The sequence below is a fragment of the Brucella sp. MAB-22 genome, from assembly GCF_025908475.1.
GTDB lineage: Bacteria > Pseudomonadota > Alphaproteobacteria > Rhizobiales > Rhizobiaceae > Brucella > Brucella anthropi.
Genome location: NZ_CP109782.1, coordinates 1,645,233 through 1,670,068, shown reverse-complemented (window position 1 = coordinate 1,670,068; position 24,836 = coordinate 1,645,233). Strand labels below are relative to the sequence as shown.

Here is a 24,836-nt window from a genome sequence, read left to right as displayed (position 1 = left end):
CCTGTCGCAATTTTAGCTATATCTATCCATATAGAAGCAAAGAATTGCGAAATGGGCTGTGTTGAAATTCCGTTTAAACGGCCTGTATTCATTTTATTCAGCAGATTGGAACTCTCTTGAGCGCTTATCAAAAGACAATTGGTCGTGCGGTTACGCTTTCGGGCGTCGGCGTTCATGGCGGAGCTCCAGCTTCGGCGACGTTTTTCCCGGCCGATGCCGATACGGGAATCGTATTCCAGCGTTCAGATCTGAAGGGCAAGGCGCCGGAAGTGCGCGCCCATGTCTCACAGATTGGCGCAACAGACCTCTGCACGTCGCTCGGACCGAAAGAATCCAAGATTGACACAGTCGAGCACCTGATGGCGGCGGTCGCTGCGCTGGGCATTGATAACCTTGTCGTTGAAATTGATGGTCCTGAAGTTCCCATTCTCGACGGCACTTCTGCTCGTTTCATCGAAGCTTTCGATGAGGCAGGTATCGTCACGCAGGAAGCGAAGCGCCGCTTTATCCGTATTCTGAAAACGGTTCGCGTCGAAGCTGGCGGTTCCTGGGGTGAATTCCGCCCCTTCGCCGGTACGCGGTTTGAAGTCGAGATCGACTTCGAATGCCCGCTGATCGGTCGGCAGAAATTTGCAGACGACGTGGACGAAGCGACTTTCCGCAAGGAGCTTTCCACCGCGCGGACGTTCGGTTTCATGAAGGATGTGGAACGTCTTTGGGCCTCCGGCCATGCGCTTGGCTCGTCGCTCGACAATTCGCTTGTCATTGGTGACGACAATTCTGTCATCAATCCGGGCGGGCTGCGTTTCAAGGACGAATTCGTTCGTCACAAGACGCTCGATGCCGTCGGCGATCTGGCACTTGCCGGTCTGCCGTTCATTGGCTGTTTCCGGTCCTACCGCAGTGGTCACAGGCTGAATGCGGAAACGGTGAAGGCGCTGCTGTCGGACAAGACGGCGTTCGATATCGTCGAGGCTTCGGGTGTTCGCCAGAACTCGAGAGCATCGGATTTCGTTGCTGTGAAGCCGAATATAGCGGCTCCATGGGCGCTCTAAATTTAGCCAAGAAATAGTATGTATCGGCGCATGGCCTTAATTGAGCCGTGTTCGCCGGTTCACCTCACAATTGAGTCGGTGCGCCGTTCTACGGTGGATTGATCGGGGAGCAACTACCCATACGGGTAGCCAATACCGGGGACAATTCACACTGGTTACGCGTTTCGATACGCCGTCCGGCGGATTCAGACCACTAGACGATTGCCGATTTCGCCTGCATGTGGTTTATGGACGGCCAAAACAGCGTCAGCTATGTTCGTACATTCGCTGAAGCTGAATGATTTGTATGGATGGAGCTGCCGTGCAGTGCTAGAAGCACGCAACTCCAAACAGGAATGACGCTGTCAGAAGGCCGGAGACCGCATGACGAGTTTCAAATTCAAGGGTGTGACGAAAACCGCGCTGCTGACTGGCGCTATCGCCGTTCTTATCCCGCTCGCCGGTTGTGCCAGCAAGGACGACGACATCGATCTCACCAAGTATGTCGAGACGATTGATCCTGCCGACAAAACCTACAATGAAGGTCTCGCCAATCTGGACGCAGGTCGCCTTGATGAAGCTGCGAAGAAGTTCGCCGCCGTCGATCGCCAGCATCCCTACACGGAATGGGCACGCAAGTCGCTCGTGATGGCTGCCTTCACCAACTACCGCAAGGGCAATTACGAAGAAGCGATCTCGATGGCGAAGCGTTACAACACGCTTTACCCGACTTCGCCTGAATCGGCCTATGCCTATTACATCATCGGTCTTTCCTACTTCCGCCAGATTCCGGACGTGACCCGCGATCAGGCTGCAAGCCGTCGCGCAATCGCTGCGATGCAGGAAGTGGTCGATCGTTTCCCGGATTCCGAATATACGGATGATGCCAAGGCCAAGATCCGCTTCGCCCGCGACCAGCTCGCTGGCAAGGAAATGCAGGTTGGCCGCTATTATCTGGAACGCAAGGAATACCTTGCCTCTATCAAGCGTTTCCGCGGCGTTGTGGAGGAATATTCCAATACCCGTCAGGTGGAAGAAGCACTGGCTCGCCTCGTCGAAGCCTACTATGCGCTTGGCTTGACGTCGGAAGCCCAGATGGCCGCTTCGGTTCTCGGCAAGAACTATCCGGACAGCCCGTGGTACAAGGACAGCTACAAGCTTCTGCAGAGCGGTGGTCTTGAGCCACGCGAAAACGGTAATTCGTGGCTGGCCAAGGCTTCGTCGCTCATCACCGGCGGCGGCTCATAAGCTGATTCTCACATGCTGTCGCACCTGTCGATCCGCGATATTGTTCTGATTGAAAGGCTCGACATCGAGTTCAAGACAGGCTTGTCCGTACTTACCGGTGAAACCGGGGCGGGCAAGTCTATTTTGCTTGATTCGCTTTCTCTGGCGCTTGGCGCGCGTGGCGACGCCTCGTTGGTGCGTCATGGTGCCGATCAGGGGCAGGTGACAGCGGTGTTCGATGTACCGGGCGCGCATCCTGCCCGGATTTTTCTGCGCGATAACGGTTTTGACGATGATGGCGACATCATTCTGCGTCGCCTGCAGATGGGCGATGGTCGCACGCGCGTCTTCATCAACGATCAGGCGGCGAGCGTCGCGCTCCTTCGTGATCTCGGACGCAGGCTGGTGGAAATCCACGGCCAGCATGACGACCGTGCGCTGATCGATACCGATCTTCACCGTACATTGCTGGATGCTTTCGGTGGTCTCGAGCCAGAGGCGGCAGTGGTTCGCGAGCGTCACAAGGCCTGGCGCGATGCGGAAACCGCACTTGCCAAGCATCGTGCCCGTGTCGAGCAGGCCGAGCGTGAAGGCGATTATCTGCGTTCTTCGGTTGAAGAACTGACCAAACTCGATCCGCAGCCCGGCGAAGAAGAAGAGCTCGCCGAGCATCGGGCGATCATGATGAAATCCGAAAAGATCGCCGGTGACGTGAACGAAGCTGGCGAGTTGCTGTCGGGGCAGGGATCACCTGTACCGACGCTGGCGAGCCTTGTGCGCCGTCTTGAGCGCAAGATCCCGGAAGCGCCGCATTTGCTGGAGCCGGTTTGCAAGGCAATCGATGAGGCGCTCAACAGTCTGGCTCTCGCGCAAGATGGCATAGATCATGCCATGCGCGAAATCGATTTCGATCCGCGCGTGCTGGAGCAGGTCGAGGAACGGCTTTTTGCTTTGCGCGCTGCCGCACGCAAATATTCTGTCGCAGTGGAGGGATTGCCTGCGCTGCGCGACAAGATGGATGCTGATCTCGCCGATCTGGACGCTGGAGCGGAAAAGCTTATCCAGCTTGAAGGTCAGGCGACTGAAATGCGGGCGGCCTATGACACGGCGGCAGCCAAGCTTTCCGGTTTGCGCAAGGAAACAGCGGAGCATCTGAAGGCTGCTGTGATGGCCGAATTGCCTGCACTGAAACTGGAGCGCGCAGAATTCATCGTTGAAATGACAACCGACGCGCAAGCGCGGGCGGCGGAAGGCATCGATACGGTTGAGTATTGGGTGCGCACCAATCCGGGCACGCGGGCCGGGCCGATGATGAAGGTCGCTTCGGGTGGTGAGCTTTCACGTTTCCTGTTGGCACTGAAGGTGGCGCTTGCGGATCGCGGTTCTGCTCCGACGCTCGTATTCGATGAAATTGATACCGGCGTGGGCGGTGCGGTGGCAGATGCCATCGGGCAGCGCCTTGCACGGCTTTCCGGGCGCGTGCAGGTGCTTTCGGTCACACATGCGCCGCAGGTGGCGGCGCGTGCTTCCACGCATTTCCTGATTGCCAAGTCTGCGACCAATGAAGACCGTATGTCTACCTCGATCCGTTCCATCGGGGTGGATGAGCGGCAGGAAGAGATTGCCCGCATGCTGGCCGGTGCCAGCATTACCGACGAAGCGCGCGCAGCAGCAGAACGCCTGCTGGCCGAGAATTGAGCATTTCCAGCAAAAGTGCGAAGCGTCTACGCGGGGAAATCAGTCCACTGGACTGATTTCTGATTCCGCTTCGATGCGTCGGATAATGCGTACAAACAAAGAGATAGTGCGCTCGTCTCCTGACATGACGCTGTCAGGGGATATGCATGTTCGTAATGTCGGGTCGGTGTAGGCGCGATGCCATTTCTTGGCTATGTTGAGCAAAATTGAATCAGCAGGTTTTGCTCCGCTTATGACCGATACTCCCGTCGAAAAACTGACTGAACCTGAAGCCGCTTCAGAACTGGAACGGCTGGCGCTTGAAATTGCGCATCACGATGAGCTTTATCATGCCAATGACCGGCCAGAGATTTCGGATGCCGAGTATGATGCGCTAAAGCGGCGTAACGATGCGATTGAAGCGCGCTTCCCGCATCTGGTGCGGACAGACAGCCCGTCCTTGCGTGTTGGTACAGCACCTGTTTCCAAATTTGCGCAGGTTGTTCATGCACGCCCGATGCTTTCGCTCGGCAATGCGTTTTCAGACGATGACGTCCGCGATTTCGTGGGCAGTGTCTATCGCTTCCTGGGGCCGCTGCCGGATAATTCCATTGCATTTACCGCTGAACCGAAGATCGATGGGCTTTCCATGTCGATCCGTTACGAGAATGGAATTCTGATTAGCGGCGCGACGCGCGGTGACGGCACAACCGGCGAGAATGTCACGACGAATATCCGCACCATTGCTGAAATTCCGAACCGGCTTCCGGCTGGAGCGCCTTCCGTCGTTGAAGTACGCGGTGAGGTCTATATGGCCAAAAGTGACTTCCTCGCGCTCAACGAACAGATGGCCGCTGAAGGCAAGCAGACTTATGTGAACCCGCGCAACACGGCAGCAGGTTCCCTGCGCCAGCTCGATGCCAAGGTGACGGCGAGCCGCAAACTGAAATTCTTTGCCTATGCCTGGGGTGAGATGTCGGACATGCCTGCCGATACGCAGATGGGTATGGTTGAGGTTTTTCGCGAATGGGGTTTCCCGGTCAATCCGCTGACGAAGCGGCTTCACGGTGCAGATGAATTGCTTGCGCATTACCGTGCTATTGGCCTTGAGCGCGCCGAACTCGATTATGACATTGATGGCGTCGTCTATAAGGTTGATCGGCTCGATCTGCAGACACGGCTCGGTTTCCGTTCCCGCAGCCCGCGATGGGCGATTGCGCACAAGTTTCCGGCAGAACAGGCGCTGACGATCTTGCGCGGCATCGACATTCAGGTCGGGCGCACCGGCGCGCTGACGCCAGTGGCGCGGCTGGAGCCAATCACCGTCGGTGGCGTGGTCGTGACCAATGCGACGCTGCACAACGAGGACTATATCAAGGGTATCGGCCTCAAGGGTGAGCGTATTCGTGCTGATGAGCATGATATTCGCGTCGGCGATACGGTAATCGTGCAGCGCGCAGGTGATGTGATCCCGCAGATTGTCGATGTTGTACTGGAAAAGCGCCCGGCCGATGCCTCGCCGTTCCATTTCCCGCATGAATGCCCGGTCTGTGGCAGCCATGCCGTGCGTGAAGAGGGCGAGGCGGTCTATCGCTGCACCGGCGGCCTGACCTGTGCTGCGCAGGCGGTCGAGCGCATTCGTCATTTCGTATCGCGCAATGCGTTCGATATTGAAGGCCTTGGCGAAAAGCAGGTCGAATTCTTCTTCCATGCCGAAGATGACAAACTGAAGATCAAATCGCCTGCGGATATCTTCACGCTGCAACAGCGACAGGCTGAATCGCCTCTCAAGAAACTGGAGAACATTGAAGGTTTCGGCGCGACTTCCGTGAAGAAGCTTTACGATGCGATCAATGATCGGCGCGAGATTGCCCTGCATCGCTTTCTGTTCGGCCTTGGTATCCGTCATGTTGGTGAGGTGAATGCCAAGCGCTTTGCGCGCGCCTATCTGTCTTATGCGGCCTTTGAAAAAACGGCTCAGGAGGCTGTGCCGCCAAAAGAAGGCGACCGTACCGACAAGGGTAATGAAGCCTGGCAGGAACTGATTGCGGTTGAGGGCATCGGTTCCATCGTTGCTGAAGCTGTCGTGGATTTTTATGCGGAGCCGCATAACGCGCAAGTGCTGGCGGCTCTTCTCGCCGAAGTGACGCCGCTTGATGAAGAGGCGCGTGTTGCCACCGGTTCGCCGGTAGAGGGCAAGACGGTGGTGTTCACCGGCAGTCTGGAACGTATGTCGCGCGATGAGGCGAAGGCCATGGCTGAGCGCTACGGAGCAAAGACGGCCGGATCGGTATCGAAAAAGACCGATCTTGTGGTGGCCGGACCGGGGGCGGGTTCCAAACTCGCCAAGGCATCCGAGTTGGGCATCGAAGTCATTGATGAAGACGCCTGGTTTACACTGGTCGGAGAAGAATAATGGCCCCGTTCAGCGGTTTTGGTGAAAAAGCGATCCCGTTTCTGAAAGCTCTGGATTTTCACCAGAATCGCGAATGGTTCGTCGAGAACAAGGATCTTTTCGAGCAGCAGCTGAAGGAACCTCTTGTAGATCTTGTCGAGGAATTGACGGGTCGTTTTGAAAAAGCCGGTCTGCCGTTCAAGGGCGATCGGGTGAAATCGCAGTTCCGCATCAAACGGGATACGCGGTTTTCCAAGGACAAGGCCCCCTATAACCGTCACCTGTCTGCGCTGCTGTCGCAATCGGGTACAAAATGGGACGAGAGCGGCTGCTTCTATGTCTGCATCGGCCTGCCGGGTGTCCGCGACTGCTACGCCTGTGTGGCTTGGTGGGGGCCAAAGAAGGAACTGCTTCTGGCTATACGCACGGCCATTGCCGAGAAGCCGGAAGAATTCCGCGCCATGGTCGCGAAACTCAAGAAAAACGGTTTGAAAATCAGCGACTACGACCGGCTGAAGCGCACGCCGCGTGGTTTTGAGGCCGTGACCGATGATGATTTGCTGGAAGCAATTCGCAATCGGCATTTCTCGGTGCGGATGGAAATCGACCCTGAAACGATTACCCGCGCTGATCTGGCAGATCGTCTTGTCGACTTCACCGAACGGGCTCGCCCGCTTGTGGACTGGATGCACAAAATCGAAAAGACAGTTCCGCAACAATCATGATCGTTCATGAATGCATCAGCTGGATTTATGAGTGATGCGCAAATGCGGCATTCCTGTTTAATAGTATGATTTTTTGGGAAATCATATTCCAACAGGCCCCAGAATTTCCTAACTACTCTTCATTCGGAGGAGTGAATATTCGTGGATCAGACTTTTCGGCCCGTACGGGCTTCAGCGCGCGCCGATATTATTGACGGTGTCCGGCGCGGACTTCCGCTTGTCGTTGCCGGAGCGCCCTTTGGCTTGCTGTTCGGTGCGCTTGCTGTCGATAACGGATTGTCGCTCGCGGAAGCGGTGTTCATGAGCTCCATCATCTATGCCGGGGCCAGCCAGATGGTCGGGCTTGATCTTTTCGGCCAGAACATAGCGCCGTGGATGATCGTCATGTCGATTTTCGCGGTTAATTTTCGGCACGTGCTTTATTCGGCGAGTACTGGACGCCGTATTCGTCATTTCAAGCCATGGCAGAAGGCGCTGGCCTTTTTCGTACTGGTCGATATCCAGTATGCGGAGGTCGAGCAACGGGCGGAGGCTGGCAAACCGGTCACTTTCGTCTGGTATATGGCACTCGGGCTTACATTCTATGTCACCTGGGTGCTTGAAGCACTGATCGGCGGACTGTTCGGCAATCTGATTACAAACCCCTATGCCTTCGGCATCGACTTTCTGCTGCCGATCTATTTCCTCGGCATGGTGATGAGCTTTCGTCATCGGCAGAACTGGCTACCGGTCGTCATCGTCAGTGCGATTTCAGCCGTGGCGGCCTACAAGTTCGTGGGATCTCCGTGGCATGTTTCGCTGGGCGCACTTGGCGGCATTGTTCTTGCGGCGATTATTGCCAAGCCACGCGAAGGGGAGGCGTAAATGTCCACCACGATTTGGATCATTCTCGTAGGCGCGCTCTGCACCTATCTCACCCGTATTGGCGGGCATCTGGTCCTGTCGCGCTTCAGCCGTGTGCATTACCGGGTGGAAGCGGCGCTCAACGCCGTGCCTGCAGCCGTTCTGACGGCTATTGTGGCGGCACCTGCTTCGGATCACGGCTGGCGGGAACTGCTGGTACTTGCGGTCTGTATAGTGCTTTCGTTGCGGCTCAGCATGATGACCATGTTCTTTGCAGGCGTAACGCTTTTGATCGCGCTACGCCATTTCACGGTGTGAATGCATTATCAAAGCGGCGCGGTTGCCGCTTCAAGCCATTTGCGTTCAGCGTCCTTGAGGTGGCCTGACAGCTTCTCGCGCACGCTGGCATGGTAGCTGTTCAGCCAGTCGATTTCTTCCTGCGTGAAAAGCGACTTGTCGATCAGGCGCCGGTCGATAGGGCAGAATGTCAGTGTCTCGAAGCCCATCATCGGAATGTCGCCGCCTTCCGGCACTTCCGGTTCGGTGACGATGATGAGGTTTTCGATGCGGATGCCGAATGAACCGGGTTTGTAATAGCCCGGTTCATTGGAAAGGATCATGCCTGGCAGCAGTTCCTGCGCGCCCTTTTTCGAAATGCTCTGTGGGCCTTCGTGCACTGACAGGTAGGAGCCGACGCCGTGGCCGGTTCCGTGCGCATAGTCGAAACCATGCTTCCATAATGCGATGCGCGCCAGAACGTCGATATCCTGCCCGCGTGTGCCTTTCGGGAAGCGAGCCGTCGTGATCGCAATCACACCTTTCAACACGAGCGTGAATGCCTTGATCGTATCTGGCGTTACCTTGCCGATGGGGACGGTGCGGGTGATATCGGTAGTTCCGTCGCGATATTGTGCGCCGGAATCGACCAGATATAGCTCGCCATCTTCAAGCGTTCTGTTGGTGTCGGTATTGACGCGATAATGGATGATTGCGCCGTTCGGCCCCGCACCGGAGATCGTGTCGAAGGATATGTCTTCCAGCGGCATTTGGAAGTCGCGCCCGGCATCGGCACGCGATTCTTCCAGCTTCTGCGCTGCGCTGATTTCATCGATTGTGCCGGGCTTCTGGCCGTCGACCCATGAGAGGAAATTGACCATAGCCACACCGTCGCGCTCATGGGCGGCGCGTGAGCCATCGAGTTCAGCCTTGTTCTTGATTGCGCGTGGAATACGGGCAGGGTCTTTGCCGTCGATGACACTTCCGCCTGCACTGGTGACAATGAGGCGAAGTTTTTCAGCCGCGAGGATCGGGTCGAGAAGAATAGTTTCGCCCTTGGCCGCGAGAGCACTGAGATGCCCTTCCAGATCGCTCGGTGCCGAGAGCTTGGCGAGCTGGGTCAGATAGGCGCGCGGTTCAATGGCGAGCTTGCGTTCATCGATGAAAAGCTCTGGCTCACCCTTCGCAGGAATGATGGCAAAGCTTAGCGGAAGCGGCGTGTTGGATACGTCCTTGCCGCGGATATTAAACACCCATGCGACTGATGACGGGTCAGTCAGGACAGTTGCGCTGGCGCCGCTTGCGGTAACGGCTGCCTGTATTTCCTTGATCTTGTCTTCCGCTTCATGTCCTGCGAAACGGGCCGGCTGAATTGTGACCTCTGCCGTTGGCACTTCAGGCTGATCGTCCCATACGGCGTCGACAAGATTGGTTTCGACCGGGACCAGCTGACCGCCCTGAGCCTCCAGTGCTTCACGTAAATTGCGGGCTTCGGAAATGGTATGGAGCCAAGGATCGAAGCCGATATGCAGGCCCTTGCCGTTTTCTGCCAGCCAGGAAGCCGGCGGATTTGTAACGAGGCTTTCATAGGAGAAGACCTTGGGGTCCGTCTGGGCGCGGACCTGCAGTTCATAACGCCCATCGACGAAGATATAGGCGCTATTCTTGAGGACGAGCGCGGCACCGGCCGATCCGGTGAAGCCGGTCAGCCAGGCAAGGCGCTGCGCATGGGGCGGAACATATTCACCCTGATGCTCGTCTGCGCGAGGAACCAGAAATCCGTCAAGGCCAAGTTCGGCCATTTTCGCGCGCAGCTTCGCAACGCGTGGGCCGCCATTGGCCGGATTTGTGGTGACGTCGAAACTCTGAAAAGCCATAGGTTTAACTCGCTCAAAACAGGAATACGCCGTGGTTCAAACGGCCTGTTATTTCAGATGAATTGCTACCCAGCCTTCGCGATGCAGCGTCTTTTGGTGGGCGAGTCCCTGTGCCTGATAGGCAGCAAGCACTGCATCGTGTTGACTGTCAAGTATTCCGGAAAGAACGATGGAACCGCCGGATGCCAGATGCTCCTTGAGGGAAGGTGCCAGCTCGATAAGCGGATTGGCAAGAATGTTGGCGACGATCAGGTCGAATGGCGAATAGGAACGGAAGATCGGGTGGCCGAAGCCTTCCGCCGTTGCCGTAACGATATGTTCTGCCACACCGTTCTTGGCGGCATTTTCTGCGGCGACGGTGACAGCGACAGGATCGATATCGGTAGCCAGTACAGGAATGGGAGCGAGCTTGGCTATGGCGATGGCAAGAACAGCGCTGCCGGTGCCAAGGTCGAGCGCATTGGTCGGATGTTCGCCGTTGACAGTTTCCTCGATCAGTTCAAGGCATCCTGCCGTCGTTCCGTGATGGCCGGTGCCGAAGGCAAGACCAGCATCGATTTCAATGGGGATGTCGCCTGCTTCGATCTTGTCGCGATCGTGCGAGCCATGGACAAAGAAATGCCCGGCTCTGACAGGCTTCAGACCTTCCAGCGAATGCGTGACCCAGTCGATGTCGGGCAGTTCTTCAACGGAGAAAATGTCCGCACCCACCAACGCATCGATCCGCTTGGCGACATCTTCGGCATCGTCCTCGACATAAACCGACACCTCGAAAATCTGCCGGTCTTCATCGATTTCGGTGATAGCGATGGGGAAGCCGTCTTCCTCGAAAGCCTGTTCGAGAATGTTGTAGACGCGCTCGGCTTCTGCCTTATCCGCCGAAAAGAAAAGTCGTGACTGGGCCATGAAGTAATAAAGCTCTCTATCTTTGAGAGTCTGTACCAAAAGCCGACCTGTATGGCTGCAAATGGCAATTTTTCTGCGTTCCGGTGCTCATGTAGCTTTCTCTGGTGCATAGTCTTATCCGTAAAGTCTGCAACTTTTCGGGACCATGCTCAGAAGTACATTGCGCTCCGGTACTCGAAAATCACCATTTTCGCACACACATGCCGCTTTTTGATTCAGGCTCTGACGCATTTCCGATGGAAATGCTTCGTAGATTCTATTTAGCTCTTTGCAGCGCCTTTGGCCAGATTCTTCAACTTTTCCAGAGCCGTATCCGGGTTTTCCTGATAGGCGATTGTGCTGCGGAAGCGACCGCCTTTGTCGAGCAGAAATACCGATGCTGTATGATCCATCGTATATTCGCCGTCTTCGCCCGGAACCTTCTTGGCATAGACGTGGTAGGATTTGACCATATCAGCAATATTCTGTGGTGTACCGGTGATGCCAATGATGCGGTCGGAAACGTTACCGACATAGGTCTTCATGACTTCCTGCGTGTCGCGTTCCGGATCAACGGTGATGAAATAAGCCTTGATGTCACTGGCTTCCGGCCCAAGCTGCTTCAGCCAGCCATCAAGCTCATAGAGCGTGGTGGGGCAGACGTCCGGGCAATGGGTGAAGCCGAAAAAGATTGCTGCTGGCGCAGCGCGCAGGTCATTCTCGGTGAAAGGCGTGCCATCCATGGTCACAAGGTTAAGCGGACCGCCGAAGGGTTCTTTAGCCGCTTCCTTGTCTCGGAAAAGATTGAGACCCGCAGCGCCGACGATAACGACGATGAAGGCGATGATGAAGATGGGCAGGAATTTTTTCATGTCCAGTCAGCCTTGAATTTCCGTACGCGCCTTGATGCGCTGATCAACAATCTATCTTTTCTTTATGCGCTGCAGAACGGTCGATATAGCCGCATCCTGCATCATGAAGAGCATGGCGGTAATGTACGGCCATTTGCTCAATTTTCAATAATTTCTGAAACTTTTGACTATTTGTCGCGCGGTGGATAATGGCTCTTCGCACAGTTTGGCTCCTGTCTCATCCGCGTGACCAAAGTTGAACAGCTTCTTCGTTCTTTCTTTTTGCAAGAATGATTGAACTGATATATTTCGGTCATAAAATTGCAATTTCTTGTGAGAGCAATATTGGAAGTCGATTACGTAATCGCTTGGGTTGACGGGCAGGATCCCGCGCATATGGCTGCCAGAAAAAGGTTCGCGCCAAATTCTGATCGCACGCATTTCGAAGCCGTTACAAACGAACGTTATCTCGATAATGGCGAGATTTATTATAACATCGCTTCCGTCATCAAATTCGCCCCGTTCATCAAGCGCATTTTCATCATCACCGATCATCAGAAGCCCCGTTTCCTCGATGCATTCAAGCATGAGGGCAAATGTGATGCTTCTTTTATCCAGATCGTATCACATGATGATATTTTTGATGGTTTGCCGGCTGCTCGCCCTTCGTTCAACGCCCGCGCTATTGAAGGTGCGATGTGGCGGATACCCGGGCTGTCGGAGCATTTTATTTATTCCAACGACGATTTCTTCGTGAATGCTCCGCTGACAGTATCCGATCTTTATGAGAACGAGCGCCCTGTTCTTCATGGCGATTGGGTGCGACCTGAAAACACACGCTGGAAGTACAAGCTGCGCCATTTGCTTGGCAAGATATCGCGGTATGAATATACGTTTCCGAAATTCCGCATGGCGCAATGGAAAGGCGCTGTCACTGCTGGCATGAAGGATCGATTCATGTCGATCCATCATCACCCACATCCGTTGCGGCGCAGCACGCTGGCGGCTTTTTTCACCGAACGTCCCGATGTTCTGAATCGGCAGGTCGGTTTTCGATATCGCGATATCGAACAGTTCAATACGGTTGCTCTCGCCAATCATCTGGAGATTTTGCGGCACAAAGCTTCTGTTCGTCCGGCGAGAGAACTGGCTTATCTGGATTTTGTCCAGGAAAAACATTGGGCGGAAGAACTTGAGGCGATCGAGGCCGGTTCAGCGCCCTTCGGCTGCGTGCAGGGTTTTGAGCGTTTCGAGCCCGCTTTTCGAGCCCAAATTCACCAGGCCCTCATTGCGAAGTTTGACGATGTTCTGCCGAATGTTATCAAGGATTATCTTTCCGGCGAGCAAGATAGTTCGCAGGAAGCGGCTTAAGCAGTTCGTTCCAGAGCTGACTGCGCTGCAGGGAAGCTTGAGGTGAGTTTGCAATGATGTCGTCAGATGATCTCCGTTTCCAGAACAGCGAACCCCGCATTCATTCGACGGCTCAGCTGAAATCCGTCAAGCTGGGACGGTATGCCGATATTGGCGAGCGTGTGATTCTTCGTGAAGTCACGGTCGGCGACTTCACTTATTTCGAGCGGAACGGCGAGGGAATCTATGCCGAGATCGGCAAGTTTTGTTCAATTGCTGCGAATGTTCGCATCAATGCTCTCGAACACCCGATGGAGCGGCTCACGACTCATAAAGTCAGTTATCGACCGAATGAATATTTTCGTTATCTGGGCGTTGATGGCGAGTTCCGGGCAAGCCGTCAGGAGCAGCGCGTGATCATCGGTAACGATGTATGGATCGGCCACGGCGCGGTCATCACACCGGGCGTTCAGATTGGCCACGGTGCCGTGATTGGCGCGAATGCGGTCGTGACGAAGAATTTGCCACCCTATCATGTGGTCGGCGGTGTTCCCGCTCGTTTCATCCGCAAACGCTTCGATAATGCTGTCATAGACCGACTGCTCGAACTCGAATGGTGGAACTGGTCGGTGGAAAAGCTCTATGAAGCGGTTCCAGACATCCAGACGCTCGAAATCGAGGCGTTTCTGGAAAAGTGGAGCGGCTGAATTCCGGCTCTTGCAAAGCCGCAATTGTTTACCCACCTTGGCATCACAACAGTTCTGGAGGCTGGAAGATATGGTCGGACTGAAGCGTTTTGCCGGGTTGTTGCTTGCTCCCATGTTGGTCGTTGCGGCTTCGGCCGCTCCGGCTGAAGAAGTTGGCAAGGTTGGCGTCGACTGGCTTGGAAACGATATCGTCATCGATGCGGTACAGGACCCGAAAGTGCAGGGCGTAACCTGTCATCTGGCGTCGTTTTCGCGCGGCATGATCGACCGGCTGCAGAAAGGCAACTGGTTTGAGGACCCGTCCAATGCGTCCATCTCTTGCGAGCAGACAGGGCCGATCACTATCGCAGATATCGATCTCGGTAAGGGCGGGGAACGGGTGTTCTCCGAGCGTACAAGCTTGATCTGGAAGAAGCTTGTCATCACGCGCATATACGACAAGACAAACAATACTCTGCTCTATCTCGCCCATGCGACACAGGTTCAGGACGGTTCAGCGAAAACGTCGCTTTCAACCGTGCCGCTTTACAAGGGTGACGTCACATGGGCAAAGGGCAAGCCGGAATAATCCGGCTGCCCTGATCCTTCATCTGTGATGGAAACTAGATCGGCTGGACGAAACTATCGAGAACGCGCTTCTGTCCGGCCTTGTCGAAATCGATGGTCAGCTTGTTGCCGTCAATAAGCGAAATCGTTCCGTTGCCGAACTTGATATGGAACACGCGGTCGCCCGCCTTGAAGGCCGATGGCTTGTCGGCCACTGACTTAGCCACCAGTTCACCGTCAATCGTGCGTCCCTTGATGGAGCCACGACCAGCTCCAAAACCGGAATCGGTCTCGCCATAGCCGATGCGTTCCACTTTGCTGCCCGAACGAGAACCCCAGTTGTTACGGGTGGCATCGGAGCGATTCTGCTGCGCGCGCTGCCAGCCGGGTGTCGAATAGGAATTCTGGAATGGATCAGCCTTGTCGAAGCGGGACTGTCCATAGCCTCCGCCATAACCGCCGTAATTGCCTTCCAGTTCGGCCACTTCCACATGCGCTTCCGGTAGTTCTTCCAGAAAACGGGAAGGAATGGTCGATTGCCACATGCCGTGGATGCGTCGGTTGGAAACGAACCAGATATGCAGGTTTTTCTTGGCGCGGGTCACGCCGACATAGGCGAGGCGGCGCTCTTCCTCAAGGCCGGAACGCCCGCCTTCATCAAGCGCGCGCTGGTGCGGAAACAAGCCTTCTTCCCAGCCGGGAAGAAAGACGGTTTCAAATTCCAGACCTTTGGCCGAATGCAGCGTCATGATGTTGACGGCATCCAGATCCTCATTCTGCTCGGCGTCCATCACGAGTGCGACATGCTCAAGGAAACCGCGCAAGCTTTCATATTCCTCCATGGAACGGATCAGTTCCTTGAGGTTTTCAAGCCGGCCTGGTGCTTCTGCCGATTTGTCATTCTGCCACATGGCCGTATAGCCGGATTCATCAAGGATGGTTTCGGCCAGTTCGGTATGCGGCGTGTTGTCGATCAGGGACTGCCAGCGCAGGAAATTCTCGACCACTTCGCGCAGTGCGGAGCGTGGCTTCGGCTTCAATTCCTCGGTTTCAATGAGATCGCAGGCCGCGGAAAACATCGAAATATCGCGTGCACGTGCATAGTCATGGATCTGGCGGATCGCGGCTTCGCCCAGACCACGCTTAGGCGTGTTGATGATGCGTTCCAGCGCCAGATCGTCGGCCGGTTGTGCAACGACACGCAGATATGCCATCGCATCACGGATTTCGAGCCGCTCGTAGAAGCGTGGGCCGCCGATGACGCGGTAATTAAGGCCGAGCGTGACAAAACGGTCTTCGAATTCACGCATCTGGAAAGAAGCGCGGACGAGGATCGCCATGTTGTTGAGGAGATGCCCCTGACGCTGGGCCTGCTCAATGGCTTCGCCGACAGCACGGGCTTCCTCTTCCGAGTCCCAGGCCGCATGAACTTTGACCCGTGGATCGTCCGGATTGGGTGCTTCGGTAAACAGCGTTTTGCCTAGGCGACCCTCGTTATGTGCGATCAGGTGGGCGGCTGCACCGAGGATATGTGCTGTGGAGCGGTAATTGCGCTCAAGCTTGATGACGACTGCGCCCGGAAAATCCTTTTCGAAGCGAAGAATATTGTCCACTTCTGCTCCGCGCCAGCCGTAAATCGACTGATCGTCGTCGCCGACGCAACACAGATTGACTTTATCTCCGCTCACGCCGAATTCGCTGCGCTCATCGGTCCTGCGGGAGGCTTCGGATGCCTTGGCGGGCTGTACCGGCGAGCCTCCGTCCTGCGTTGGTGCTGTCGTTCGTGATTTTGGTCGCTGCGCCAACAGACGCAGCCACAAATATTGCGCCGTATTCGTATCCTGATATTCGTCCACCAGAATGTAGCGGAACTTCGCGTGATATTCGCGCAGGATATCCGGATGATTGCGGAAGATACGGATCGGATGCAGCAGAAGATCGCCGAAATCGCAGGCATTCAATGTGCGCAGGCGCTCCTGATAGGCCTGATAAAGCTCGCGTCCGCGACCATTGCCGAATGAGCGCGCATCGCCTTCCGGAATATCGGATGGCCCGAATCCCTTGTTCTTCCAGCCATCGATCATGTTGGCGAAGGTGCGGGCAGGCCAGCGCTTGTCATCAAGCCCTTCAGCCTGAATGAGCTGCTTGATAAGCCGGATCACGTCGTCGGTGTCGAGGATCGTGAAATCCGATGTCAGATTTGCAAGCTCCGCATGGCGACGCAAAAGCTTGACACCGATCGAGTGGAACGTGCCGAGCCACGGCATGCCTTCGACTGCGCCGCCGACCAGATGACCGATACGCTCCTTCATTTCGCGCGCGGCCTTGTTCGTGAAAGTCACGGCGAGAATCTGGCTTGGATAGGCAAGGCCGGTGGTCAGAATATGTGCAATACGCGTTGTCAGAACGCGCGTTTTTCCCGTGCCCGCACCGGCAAGCACCAGAACAGGACCTTCCGTCGTCAGGACTGCCTGACGTTGCTCGGGGTTCAACCCTTTCAGGTAATCAGGCTCGCCACGCTGCTGGTTGCGTGCTGCCATGGCACGTGCGGCAATGCCACCGGGAGCAGGCGTGCGGCCTGCCGGAGCGTCGTCATCGCCGAAAAACGGCATATCGTCGGGAAAGTCAGACATTTGACCCGAATGTAATGATTCGTGGCTGAAAGACCAGCGAAAGGGTTAAAATATTCGACTACTCTAATTGAGTGACGCGACGATCCGTAAAGTTCAGGCGATGCGAGGCCAGTGCTTCCACAAGTCCGCGCAGTTCCGGTTCGCGCTGCAACAGATCATCGAGTTCCGTCATCTGGTTCATCGCGATCAGCCGCAGAATGTCGTCCCGGATGGTCCCGTCAGCGCGCCGGGGCAGATGGGCAACCGGCTGGATCAGTTCAACCTTCTGGCCTTTCAAGCGCGCGCGCAGGCTTTTTTCGTCGGCGTTGAGAGTCTCCACGAAAGCATAGATGCCGACGCCCTTGGCTGGCAGCGAATAAAGCGCGAGAGCTACATCCGAGACACGCGGATCAGATTTGAGGGCCGCCTGAATTGCAGGACCTTCATTGTCGATCCGGTCACCGGTGCCTTCGCCGTCCGACCAGCTGAAAATGCCGCGCGTGATGAAGTTGTAGACTTTCTTGCCTGTCGCCAGCCAGATGCGCGACGGCAGCGAACGGCGCGCCAGAATGCGCTTTTCCGTTGGTGTCATCATGTCCTTTGCGAAAGCACGCTTCTGCTTGATGAGGTGGCGAAAATCCTCATAGGCCATCAGGCGATAGAGCGCGCCACGACGACGATGCACGCTTGCAAGCTGGAAATCGATGACTGCAGCTTCACCTTCAGGCGTCATCAGCCAGTTTTGCGGTTTGGCGAGGTCGTTGTGGGTAACGCCAAGACGGCGCATATCGCGCAGGATGCGGTGCGCGGTGCGATACCATTTCGGATCGGACGGGCGCGCAAGATGCAGCGGTGTGCCTTCCGTCCAGGATCGATACAGCCCGTCCTTATCGACGGCGAGGAGCTGCGGGACACCTTCAATGCCGCGTACCGTCTTGAGGCCACGGATTTCGCGCCGGGCCAATATCCATGCCAGCGGCTTCGACCACCAGGGAGCAGCGCTTACGACACGACGGATGATACGGGTATCGGGATCGCCTACGAAATAACCGGCATGGGTTTCCGAGAACACGTCGCGCTTGAACACGGCGGTTTCGACAAAATCCGGTATTTGATCGCCTTTCAGGGGCACATCTATATTGGGGTTCTGAACCATAAGGCTCCACTAGTGGATTGCATCCGATCAATCAAGTTTGATGGCGGACAACCCTTATTGCAATCACGTGATCGAAGGCGCACAAGGAACGCACAGATTTCGTGCGGCTCATCGGGGAAATGCAGAGAATGGCACAGGGCGACGACAGCAAGCAGGCGATTGCGCAGATCATCCGGCAGGAACAGGCGCTTATTTTTCCGTCATTTGACGAGAATGAAGCATTCGCGCTTGGTCATCGCATTCGCGATATCGCCGTGAAGGAAAAGCTCGGCATTGCCACCGAAATTTCCCTGTGGGACCGGCAATTGTTTTATGCGACGACCGCCGGAAGCACAGTGGACAATCAGGAATGGTTGCGCCGCAAGTTCAATGTCGTGCGCCGCTTTCATGCTTCGACCTATCGTCTTGTTCTGGAACAGAATCGCGACGATCGCATGTTTGCTCTCCATAAAGCATTGAATGTCGAAGATTACGCGCTGGCGGGCGGCGGATTTCCGATCCGCGTTGCAGGGGCAGGCGTAATCGGCGCAGTAATCGTATCGGGGCTGCCGCAGCGCGAGGACCATAATCTGGTGATCCGCGCCGTTGCCGAGCATCTTGGACAAGACCCGGTCGCATTGGCGTTGCCTGCCGTTTGACTATGAATTTCGGAGAATGAACGATGTCGCTTGAAAATGTTGTCGCGCTTGCACGCAATGAGAACGGTATTGCAGCAGCAGTGGGTATTCTCAAGCAGCGTTTCGGTGAGCGTGCGCAGACCGGTCAGGCTATCCGCGAGCAGCACGGTCACACGACGACCTATGTACCGACACAGGCGCCGGACATCGTCATCTTTGCGGAGACTGCGCAGGAGGTGCAGGATGTTGTGCGTATCTGCGCCGAACATCGCGTTCCGGTTATCGCCTTCGGCGCCGGTTCGTCGCTCGAAGGGCAGGTGAATGCGCCCGCTGGTGGTGTCTCTCTTGACCTCACGCGCATGAACAGGGTGATTGCGGTGCACGCGGAAGATCTGGATTGCGTGGTGGAACCGGGCATTACGCGCCGGGAACTGAATGAATATCTGCGCGATACGGGACTGTTCTTTCCGATTGATCCGGGTGCCAATGCCACGCTGGGCGGCATGGCTTCCACCCGTGCGTCCGGTACGAATGCAGTGCGTTATGGGACCATGCGCGAGAATGTGCTGGCGCTGAAAGCCGTGATGCCCGATGGGCGGTTGATCGAGACTTCCAAGCGCGTGAAGAAGACGGCTGCGGGTTACGATCTCACGAGGCTGCTTGTCGGAGCCGAGGGAACACTTGGCATCATCACCGAACTGACATTGAAACTACAGGGGATACCGCAGGCGATCTCCGGTGGTATCTGTCCTTTCCCGGATGTGGATTCGGCTTGCCGCACGGTGATTGAAACCATCCAGATGGGTATCCCCGTTGCACGTATCGAGCTTGTAAACACGCTTCAGATGCAGGCGCTGATCCTCCATTCCAAACTGCCTTATGAGGCACAGCCCTATCTGTTTGTCGAGTTCCACGGCACGGAAAGCGGCGTTGCCGAACAGGCGGAATTGTTTGGAGAAATTGCTGCAGGCAATGGTGGGGGCAATTTCCAGTGGACCCACGATGCCGAGGAACGCGACCGGCTCTGGCGGGCGCGTCACGACGCCTATCTTGCATCTTTTTTGCTGAGGCCCGGTTGTAAGGGTGTTTCCACCGATGTCTGCGTACCGATTTCGCGTCTGGCCGATTGCATCGGCGAGACGGAAAAAGACCTTGCCGAAACAGGCCTGATAGCACCAATTGTCGGGCATGTGGGGGATGGTAATTTCCATCTTCTCCTGCTTCTGGACACGGATGATGTGAGCGAAATGGAGCGTGCCGAAGCATTCATGGACCGATTGGCAAAACGTGCCATTGCCATGGAAGGAACCTGCACCGGCGAACATGGCATCGGGCAGGGCAAGATGAAGTATCTGGCCATGGAGCTGGGTGAAGCCACGGACTACATGCGGGCCATCAAGAAAGCGCTCGATCCAGACAACATCATGAATCCGGGCAAAATACTGATTTCCTGATTCAAATCAGCCGTTTGGACGGGTTTGCCAAGAGTTTGATTCAGGCAGGCGTGCATATCGATATGGCTGTGATGCGATTTGCCTTGTTGTCGCCGGATCGATGCCGTTATGTTGCGCAGATAAAGACAGCGTGATTCACTCTTTGTTTCGCGCTAACTTGCAATCTGTTTGACCGGAGCTGGTTCTTGGGCCGCATATTCGTCATCGTCGGCGGGCTTCTCGTGCTGCTGTTGACGGCAGCACTTGTCGTGCCGCCTTTTGTTGACTGGAGCGGCTATCGTGCCGATTTCGAGCGCGAGGCCAGCCGTGTTTTGGGGCGCCCTGTTAAGGTCGCTGGTGACGTCAGCGCACGGCTTTTGCCGTTTCCTTCTCTCGCTTTCTCCGATGTGCGCGTCGGGGCCGATGCTGCTCATCCGGTGATGACCGTCGATACGTTTTCGATGGATGCCGAACTGATGCCGTTTCTGCGCGGCCAACTTCTGATTTTCGATATGCGCGTGGATCGCCTGCGAGCCACGATTTCCCTGGACAAAAGCGGTAAGGTCGATTGGGCAATCCGCCCGTCGACGCCGCTCGATCCGACGAAAATCAAGCTGGAACGGCTTTCCGTCAGTGACGGAACAATTACCCTTCGCGAAGAGGCAAGCGGTCGCAGTCACACAGCTACCGGACTCAATGCCGTGATCTCCGCAAACAGTCTTGCAGGTCCGTGGCAGGCAAACGGAAGTCTCGTTCTTCAGGGCGAAAAGCTGGCGATCGACCTTACAAGCGGCGAGGCGAAGCCGGACGGTTCGCTGCGCGTACGCGCTCGCATTTCGCCGGAGGCAATCCCAGCTACTTTCGAGACCGATGGTGATGTGACCGTGACCGAAGGTCGACTCGATTATGCCGGTGATTTTTCGCTCCGCTCTTCCGATATGGTTGCCAAGACGGCTAAGGATCAGAAAACGCCGACGGAAACGCCTTTTTTCAGTGGCGTGCGCGTAACCGGTAAATTCAAGGCGGATCGCAGTCACTTCGATGCCAGCGAATTCCGGATGGAGCAGGGGCCTGCCGACAATCCTTATGTGGTGAATGGCAAGGCATTCATCGATTATGGCGCCAAGCCGCGTTTCGAGGTCAGCGCCGACGGACAGCAACTTTTCTGGGGGCCGAATGAAGCCGCCAGCGAAGAACAATCCGGTTCTGCAATGCCGGTTGCGGATCGTATTGCGATAGCGCGTCGTGTTCTCGAACAACTGCCCATTCCGACTATACCCGGCAATGTGGATTTGCGTCTGCCTGCCGTCATTGCAGGTGGTACAACGATACGCTCAGTCACAGTGAGCGCGGAGCCTGACGGAAAGAACTGGAATATTCGTCAGTTCGCTGCTGATCTTCCGGGGCGAACCAAGGTGGAAGCCAAGGGCACGCTCTCGGTTGGCAAGGATTTTGGCTTTAAGGGTGATATGCTTGTTGCGTCGCGTCAGCCGTCCGGTCTCGCAAGCTGGCTGAACGAGACAGTTGACGATTCTGTGCGCAAACTCGAAGGCGCGGGTTTTTCAGGGCAGGTCGATCTTCGCGACGGAATGCAGCGGATCGATAATCTCGAAATTGCGTTGGGAAAAACCACACTCAAAGGCTCGTTTGTTCGCGAAGTGAAAGGGTTGGCACAGCCTTCAATTGTGCTGACCTTCAATGGCGGAGCGGTGGACAGCGAAGCGCTGCAAGCTTTTACAGCCTTTTTTTCCAGTGGTGACGGGCTGGATTTTCTCGATGGCCAATCGCTGAACCTGGCATTCAAAGCAGGGCCTGTCCGCTATCAGGACATGGAAGCGGCCAATGTCGACATGGCGCTCCGGCTGCATGACGGGCGCTTCGATTTCGACCGGCTGCTGGTTGGCGATGTAGCGGGCACGACGCTTACTGCAACAGGCACCTACGAACCCTTCTCCAATACGCCTTCCGGCTCGCTCGATGCGACGATACTGTCTGGAGATCTTTCGCGTTTCCTCTCGCTGATGGCCAACCGCTATCCCCAGCTACCGCTGTTTCATGCGCTTTCGTTGCGTGCGGCGAATTTCCCTGGGCTGTTCGAGGATAGCGAGATCAATGTCATCGCCAATGCGGTGGCGCCGTCCGTGCCTGTGGCGAACAAGACACCTGCTAAAGGCGCGGCATCCAAGGGTAAGAGTGCCCGGCCTGCTGAGGCAAACACCAAAAGTGCTCCCGGTGTCGGGGAGTTTTCGTTCAGTGTTACCGGGAAAACAGGCGGCATGAAGCTGGACCTGTCGGGCACGGCGAGCGGTGGCGAGGGTGAGGGCGAGCCGTTGCAGATGCAATTGAACGGCACGGCAACATCAGAGCAAGGCGAGGCGGTACTCGCATTGATCGGCTTGCCTGCCTTGCCGCTCGGGCTTGCTGGTGAACTTACCGCCGACCTGAGCATGCAGGGTGCGCCGAGTGCAGGCATGCGGACATTGCTCAAGCTCACGGCACCAGACGGCTTGGCGACTGCAGACGGTGTGATTTCGCTTGTCGGCGGGGATATCGCTGCCAGCGGCAAAGCCCAGTTGAAGTCTGCGGACCTGCAGCCTTTCATCGCAACGGCTGGTTTCGCGCTGCCCGGATTTGGTGAAGGTCTTTCAGCAGACCTTGCCAGCGATTTTCAGTTCGCAAAGGGTATCTTGCGGTTTCCCAATCTGACAGGAAAGCTGGATGGAGAAGATGTTTCCGCGCGGCTGGAGGCCAATTTTGCCGATAGCGGCCTGCCGCAGTTGAAGGGTGAGGCAAAGCTCGCGACGCTCGAGGTTGATAGTCTTGCTGCTATCATGCTTGGGCAGGATGCATTTGAGCCGGCAAAGCCCACCACGAAGACAATCTGGCCGCGTGGTGCATTCGCGGTCCGTCCGTCCCTGCCGTTATTGCTGGATATGAAGCTCAACGTGGCGCAAGCTCATATGGAAGGGTTCGGGACCGCTACGGAGTTTTCAACACGGCTTCTGAAGACCATGGATAGTCTTCAGTTGAACGAATTGACCGGCAACTGGGCAGGTGGATATCTGGTTGGAAACGTTTCTCTGAGCAATAGCGACAAGAATGCACTCCTCTTGACAGAGCTCAAATGGAGTGGCGCAAAGCTCAAGGATTTTTACCAGCTAGAGAACGGCTCTGCACCGCTGGGCGGTGTGGTGAAAGCTGCCGTCAATCTGAATGGTGGCGGCGAGAGCGTTGCGGCGCTGGTCGGATCGCTGGCGGGAGCGGCAAGTTTTGACGTGGAGAATTTCACCGTCGACGGTCTGGATGGCGCGGCATTGCCTGCAATGATAGCGGCGGCCGATGCAACGGGCGATCAGTTCTCCGGTTCCGACAAGCTTGCTTCCAAGCAATTTGTCGGCATTGCCGACAAGGCAACCGGGCAGGGCACATTTGCGCCAGGCAACGCGCGGTTTGACTTTACGATCAGCGGCGGTGTCGCACGTATGGCTGCGGCAAATCTGAGCGATGGAAATGCGGCTCTTCTCAGTGATCTGCAATTCGATCTGTCGACACTGGGAATTGGCGGAAACGGTACTTTGACGTTCCAGAACGGGGATGGCGCCGATACAGGTATTTCTCCGCAGGTGGCCTTTTCTCTCGGCGGTAGTTATAGCGCGCCGGAGGTGTCATTCGACAAGCAGCCGCTTGTTCAGTTCCTGACCCAGCGTGCGCTTGAACGCGAACAGGAACGTGTTGAATCCATGCAGGCGAGTTTGATGGAGAAGCAGCGCCTTCGTCGTCAGCTTGGGCTGTTCGAAGCAGATGAAGTGGAACGTGATCGTTCGCAGCGTGAGGACGAGGTGAGACGCCGTGCCGAAGCCAGTGCGCGCGAAGCGGCTCGGAAAACCGCCGCGGAAGCTCAACGGCTTGAGGCTGTGAAGCCGCAAGGCGGACCGGCGGGTGGATCGAAAGATCCTCTGGCATCGCCGGAAGGTGGTCAATCCCTCAACGAATTCCTGAAAAGTCTGGAAACGACGCCTGTGGTGCCTGTACCTCAGCCTTGAGTTATTCTGGATTTGAGCCAATCCAGAACATGAAGTCTAAGTGCGGAAGACAGATTGATTGATCGGTCACGCTTGCTGTCGACTTCTGCGATCAGAGCCGCCACGGAAAGCTCCCGTGTGGCCGCAATTTCCTCAACCAGTTCGAAAAACGGGTCTTCAAGCGTATAGCTGGTTGCGTGCCCGCGAATACTGACGGAATGTTTGCGTAAACGTCCTGACGGGGTCACTTTGTCTCGTCCGGCTTATCGTTTTTTTCCAGACGGTTCTGATCCAGAAAACGTTCCGCTTTTGTCGTCTCCGCGCGAGCGAAAGCTTTTTCGGTCTTCGTACGACCGAATTGAATGCGGTTTTGGTCAGCCTGCTTTTCTTTTTCAGCGCGGGCTTTCTGCTTTTTGAACTGTCTGAGATTGACGATATCGCTCATGGAACCACGCGGAAATATTGAAGGCTCCTGAAAAATTACCGCGTTTCGGCCCGGTCTCGCAAGCTCGTAATAGGCTGGTTCTACTTCTGTGGATCTTTGGGGTTGGTGAACCACCAGATGGCCAAGGACGCCAGAATCAGAAGTATAAGCCCAACTGT

20 protein-coding genes are annotated in these 24,836 nt (G+C 56.0%); 13 read left to right on the top strand and 7 right to left on the bottom strand.

The genetic code is table 11. From position 1 onward, the window contains the following. The first annotated feature begins 116 nt into the window (after window positions 1-116). The 7 genes from lpxC to OHI65_RS17570 all read left to right on the top strand — a co-directional run bounded on the left by lpxC (window position 117) and on the right by OHI65_RS17570 (window position 8,219). Window positions 117-1,055 (top strand): UDP-3-O-acyl-N-acetylglucosamine deacetylase, encoded by a 939-nt coding sequence (lpxC, locus tag OHI65_RS17600; RefSeq protein ID WP_012091755.1) that lies wholly within the window; start codon window positions 117-119, stop codon window positions 1,053-1,055. 363 nt (window positions 1,056-1,418) lie between these two features. Then, a complete protein-coding gene (locus OHI65_RS17595) occupies window positions 1,419-2,282 on the top strand; it encodes an outer membrane protein assembly factor BamD (protein WP_010659737.1) in 864 nt (287 codons plus the stop codon). A gap of 12 nt (window positions 2,283-2,294) precedes the next feature. After that, the gene (recN, locus tag OHI65_RS17590; protein WP_125300105.1) at window positions 2,295-3,959 is read left to right on the top strand and encodes a DNA repair protein RecN; all 1,665 of its coding nucleotides are present in this window, start codon (window positions 2,295-2,297) and stop codon (window positions 3,957-3,959) included. A 232-nt stretch (window positions 3,960-4,191) separates the two neighbouring features. Then, window positions 4,192-6,354, top strand: coding sequence for an NAD-dependent DNA ligase LigA (gene ligA / locus OHI65_RS17585; protein WP_125300106.1), 2,163 nt, complete (start codon window positions 4,192-4,194; stop codon window positions 6,352-6,354). Further along, complete coding sequence (locus OHI65_RS17580) at window positions 6,354-7,058, top strand: DUF2461 domain-containing protein (RefSeq protein ID WP_264358755.1); 705 nt, start codon at window positions 6,354-6,356, stop codon at window positions 7,056-7,058. Before ligA ends, OHI65_RS17580 begins: the two co-directional genes overlap by 1 nt. A 141-nt stretch (window positions 7,059-7,199) precedes the next feature. Next, window positions 7,200-7,922: an AzlC family ABC transporter permease gene (locus tag OHI65_RS17575; RefSeq protein ID WP_094513911.1), complete on the top strand. Its 723-nt coding sequence runs from the start codon at window positions 7,200-7,202 to the stop codon at window positions 7,920-7,922. Further along, entirely contained in the window at window positions 7,923-8,219 is a 297-nt protein-coding gene (locus OHI65_RS17570) for an AzlD family protein (protein ID WP_125300108.1), read from the top strand. Between the two features lie 8 nt (window positions 8,220-8,227). On the opposite strand, the gene OHI65_RS17565 is transcribed toward OHI65_RS17570, so the two are convergent. From OHI65_RS17565 to OHI65_RS17555, 3 genes are all read right to left on the bottom strand, one after another. Then, window positions 8,228-10,054, bottom strand: a complete 1,827-nt coding sequence (locus OHI65_RS17565; protein ID WP_125300109.1) for an aminopeptidase P family protein — start codon at window positions 10,052-10,054, stop codon at window positions 8,228-8,230. A gap of 48 nt (window positions 10,055-10,102) precedes the next feature. After that, window positions 10,103-10,960, bottom strand: coding sequence for a 50S ribosomal protein L11 methyltransferase (locus OHI65_RS17560; RefSeq protein ID WP_094513907.1), 858 nt, complete (start codon window positions 10,958-10,960; stop codon window positions 10,103-10,105). A gap of 260 nt (window positions 10,961-11,220) precedes the next feature. Next, window positions 11,221-11,811, bottom strand: coding sequence for an SCO family protein (locus OHI65_RS17555; RefSeq protein ID WP_010659745.1), 591 nt, complete (start codon window positions 11,809-11,811; stop codon window positions 11,221-11,223). Window positions 11,812-12,186: 375 nt separating this feature from the next. On the opposite strand from OHI65_RS17555, the gene OHI65_RS17550 reads away from it, so the two are divergent. The 3 genes from OHI65_RS17550 to OHI65_RS17540 all read left to right on the top strand — a co-directional run bounded on the left by OHI65_RS17550 (window position 12,187) and on the right by OHI65_RS17540 (window position 14,415). Continuing rightward, the gene (locus OHI65_RS17550; protein WP_012091764.1) at window positions 12,187-13,161 is read left to right on the top strand and encodes a hypothetical protein; all 975 of its coding nucleotides are present in this window, start codon (window positions 12,187-12,189) and stop codon (window positions 13,159-13,161) included. 53 nt (window positions 13,162-13,214) lie between these two features. After that, window positions 13,215-13,847, top strand: a complete 633-nt coding sequence (locus OHI65_RS17545) for a DapH/DapD/GlmU-related protein (RefSeq protein ID WP_012091765.1) — start codon at window positions 13,215-13,217, stop codon at window positions 13,845-13,847. Between the two features lie 70 nt (window positions 13,848-13,917). Then, window positions 13,918-14,415 carry a CreA family protein gene (locus OHI65_RS17540; RefSeq protein WP_010659748.1) on the top strand — a complete coding sequence of 166 codons (498 nt, stop codon included), beginning with the start codon at window positions 13,918-13,920 and terminating at the stop codon, window positions 14,413-14,415. Window positions 14,416-14,449: 34 nt separating this feature from the next. Here OHI65_RS17540 and OHI65_RS17535 read toward each other — a convergent pair whose 3' ends face one another. Next, window positions 14,450-17,026 carry an ATP-dependent helicase gene (locus OHI65_RS17535; RefSeq protein ID WP_094513904.1) on the bottom strand — a complete coding sequence of 859 codons (2,577 nt, stop codon included), beginning with the start codon at window positions 17,024-17,026 and terminating at the stop codon, window positions 14,450-14,452. A gap of 58 nt (window positions 17,027-17,084) precedes the next feature. Further along, the gene (locus OHI65_RS17530; protein WP_012091767.1) at window positions 17,085-18,161 is read right to left on the bottom strand and encodes a serine/threonine protein kinase; all 1,077 of its coding nucleotides are present in this window, start codon (window positions 18,159-18,161) and stop codon (window positions 17,085-17,087) included. A gap of 128 nt (window positions 18,162-18,289) precedes the next feature. On the opposite strand from OHI65_RS17530, the gene OHI65_RS17525 reads away from it, so the two are divergent. The 3 genes from OHI65_RS17525 to OHI65_RS17515 all read left to right on the top strand — a co-directional run bounded on the left by OHI65_RS17525 (window position 18,290) and on the right by OHI65_RS17515 (window position 24,254). Beyond that, window positions 18,290-18,799, top strand: a complete 510-nt coding sequence (locus OHI65_RS17525) for a heme-degrading domain-containing protein (RefSeq protein WP_012091768.1) — start codon at window positions 18,290-18,292, stop codon at window positions 18,797-18,799. 23 nt (window positions 18,800-18,822) lie between these two features. Next, a complete protein-coding gene (locus OHI65_RS17520; protein WP_094513902.1) occupies window positions 18,823-20,232 on the top strand; it encodes an FAD-binding oxidoreductase in 1,410 nt (469 codons plus the stop codon). A 185-nt stretch (window positions 20,233-20,417) separates the two neighbouring features. After that, a complete protein-coding gene (locus OHI65_RS17515) occupies window positions 20,418-24,254 on the top strand; it encodes an AsmA family protein (RefSeq protein WP_125300110.1) in 3,837 nt (1,278 codons plus the stop codon). On the opposite strand, the gene OHI65_RS17510 is transcribed toward OHI65_RS17515, so the two are convergent. Together OHI65_RS17510 and OHI65_RS17505 are read right to left on the bottom strand one after the other, a co-directional pair. After that, window positions 24,245-24,481, bottom strand: a complete 237-nt coding sequence (locus OHI65_RS17510) for a ribbon-helix-helix domain-containing protein (protein ID WP_094513898.1) — start codon at window positions 24,479-24,481, stop codon at window positions 24,245-24,247. The two genes, OHI65_RS17515 and OHI65_RS17510, sit on opposite strands and share 10 nt — an antisense overlap. Then, window positions 24,478-24,678, bottom strand: coding sequence for a DUF4169 family protein (locus OHI65_RS17505; protein ID WP_094513896.1), 201 nt, complete (start codon window positions 24,676-24,678; stop codon window positions 24,478-24,480). The genes OHI65_RS17510 and OHI65_RS17505 overlap by 4 nt, the downstream gene beginning before the upstream one ends. Between the last annotated feature and the right edge of the window lie 158 nt (window positions 24,679-24,836).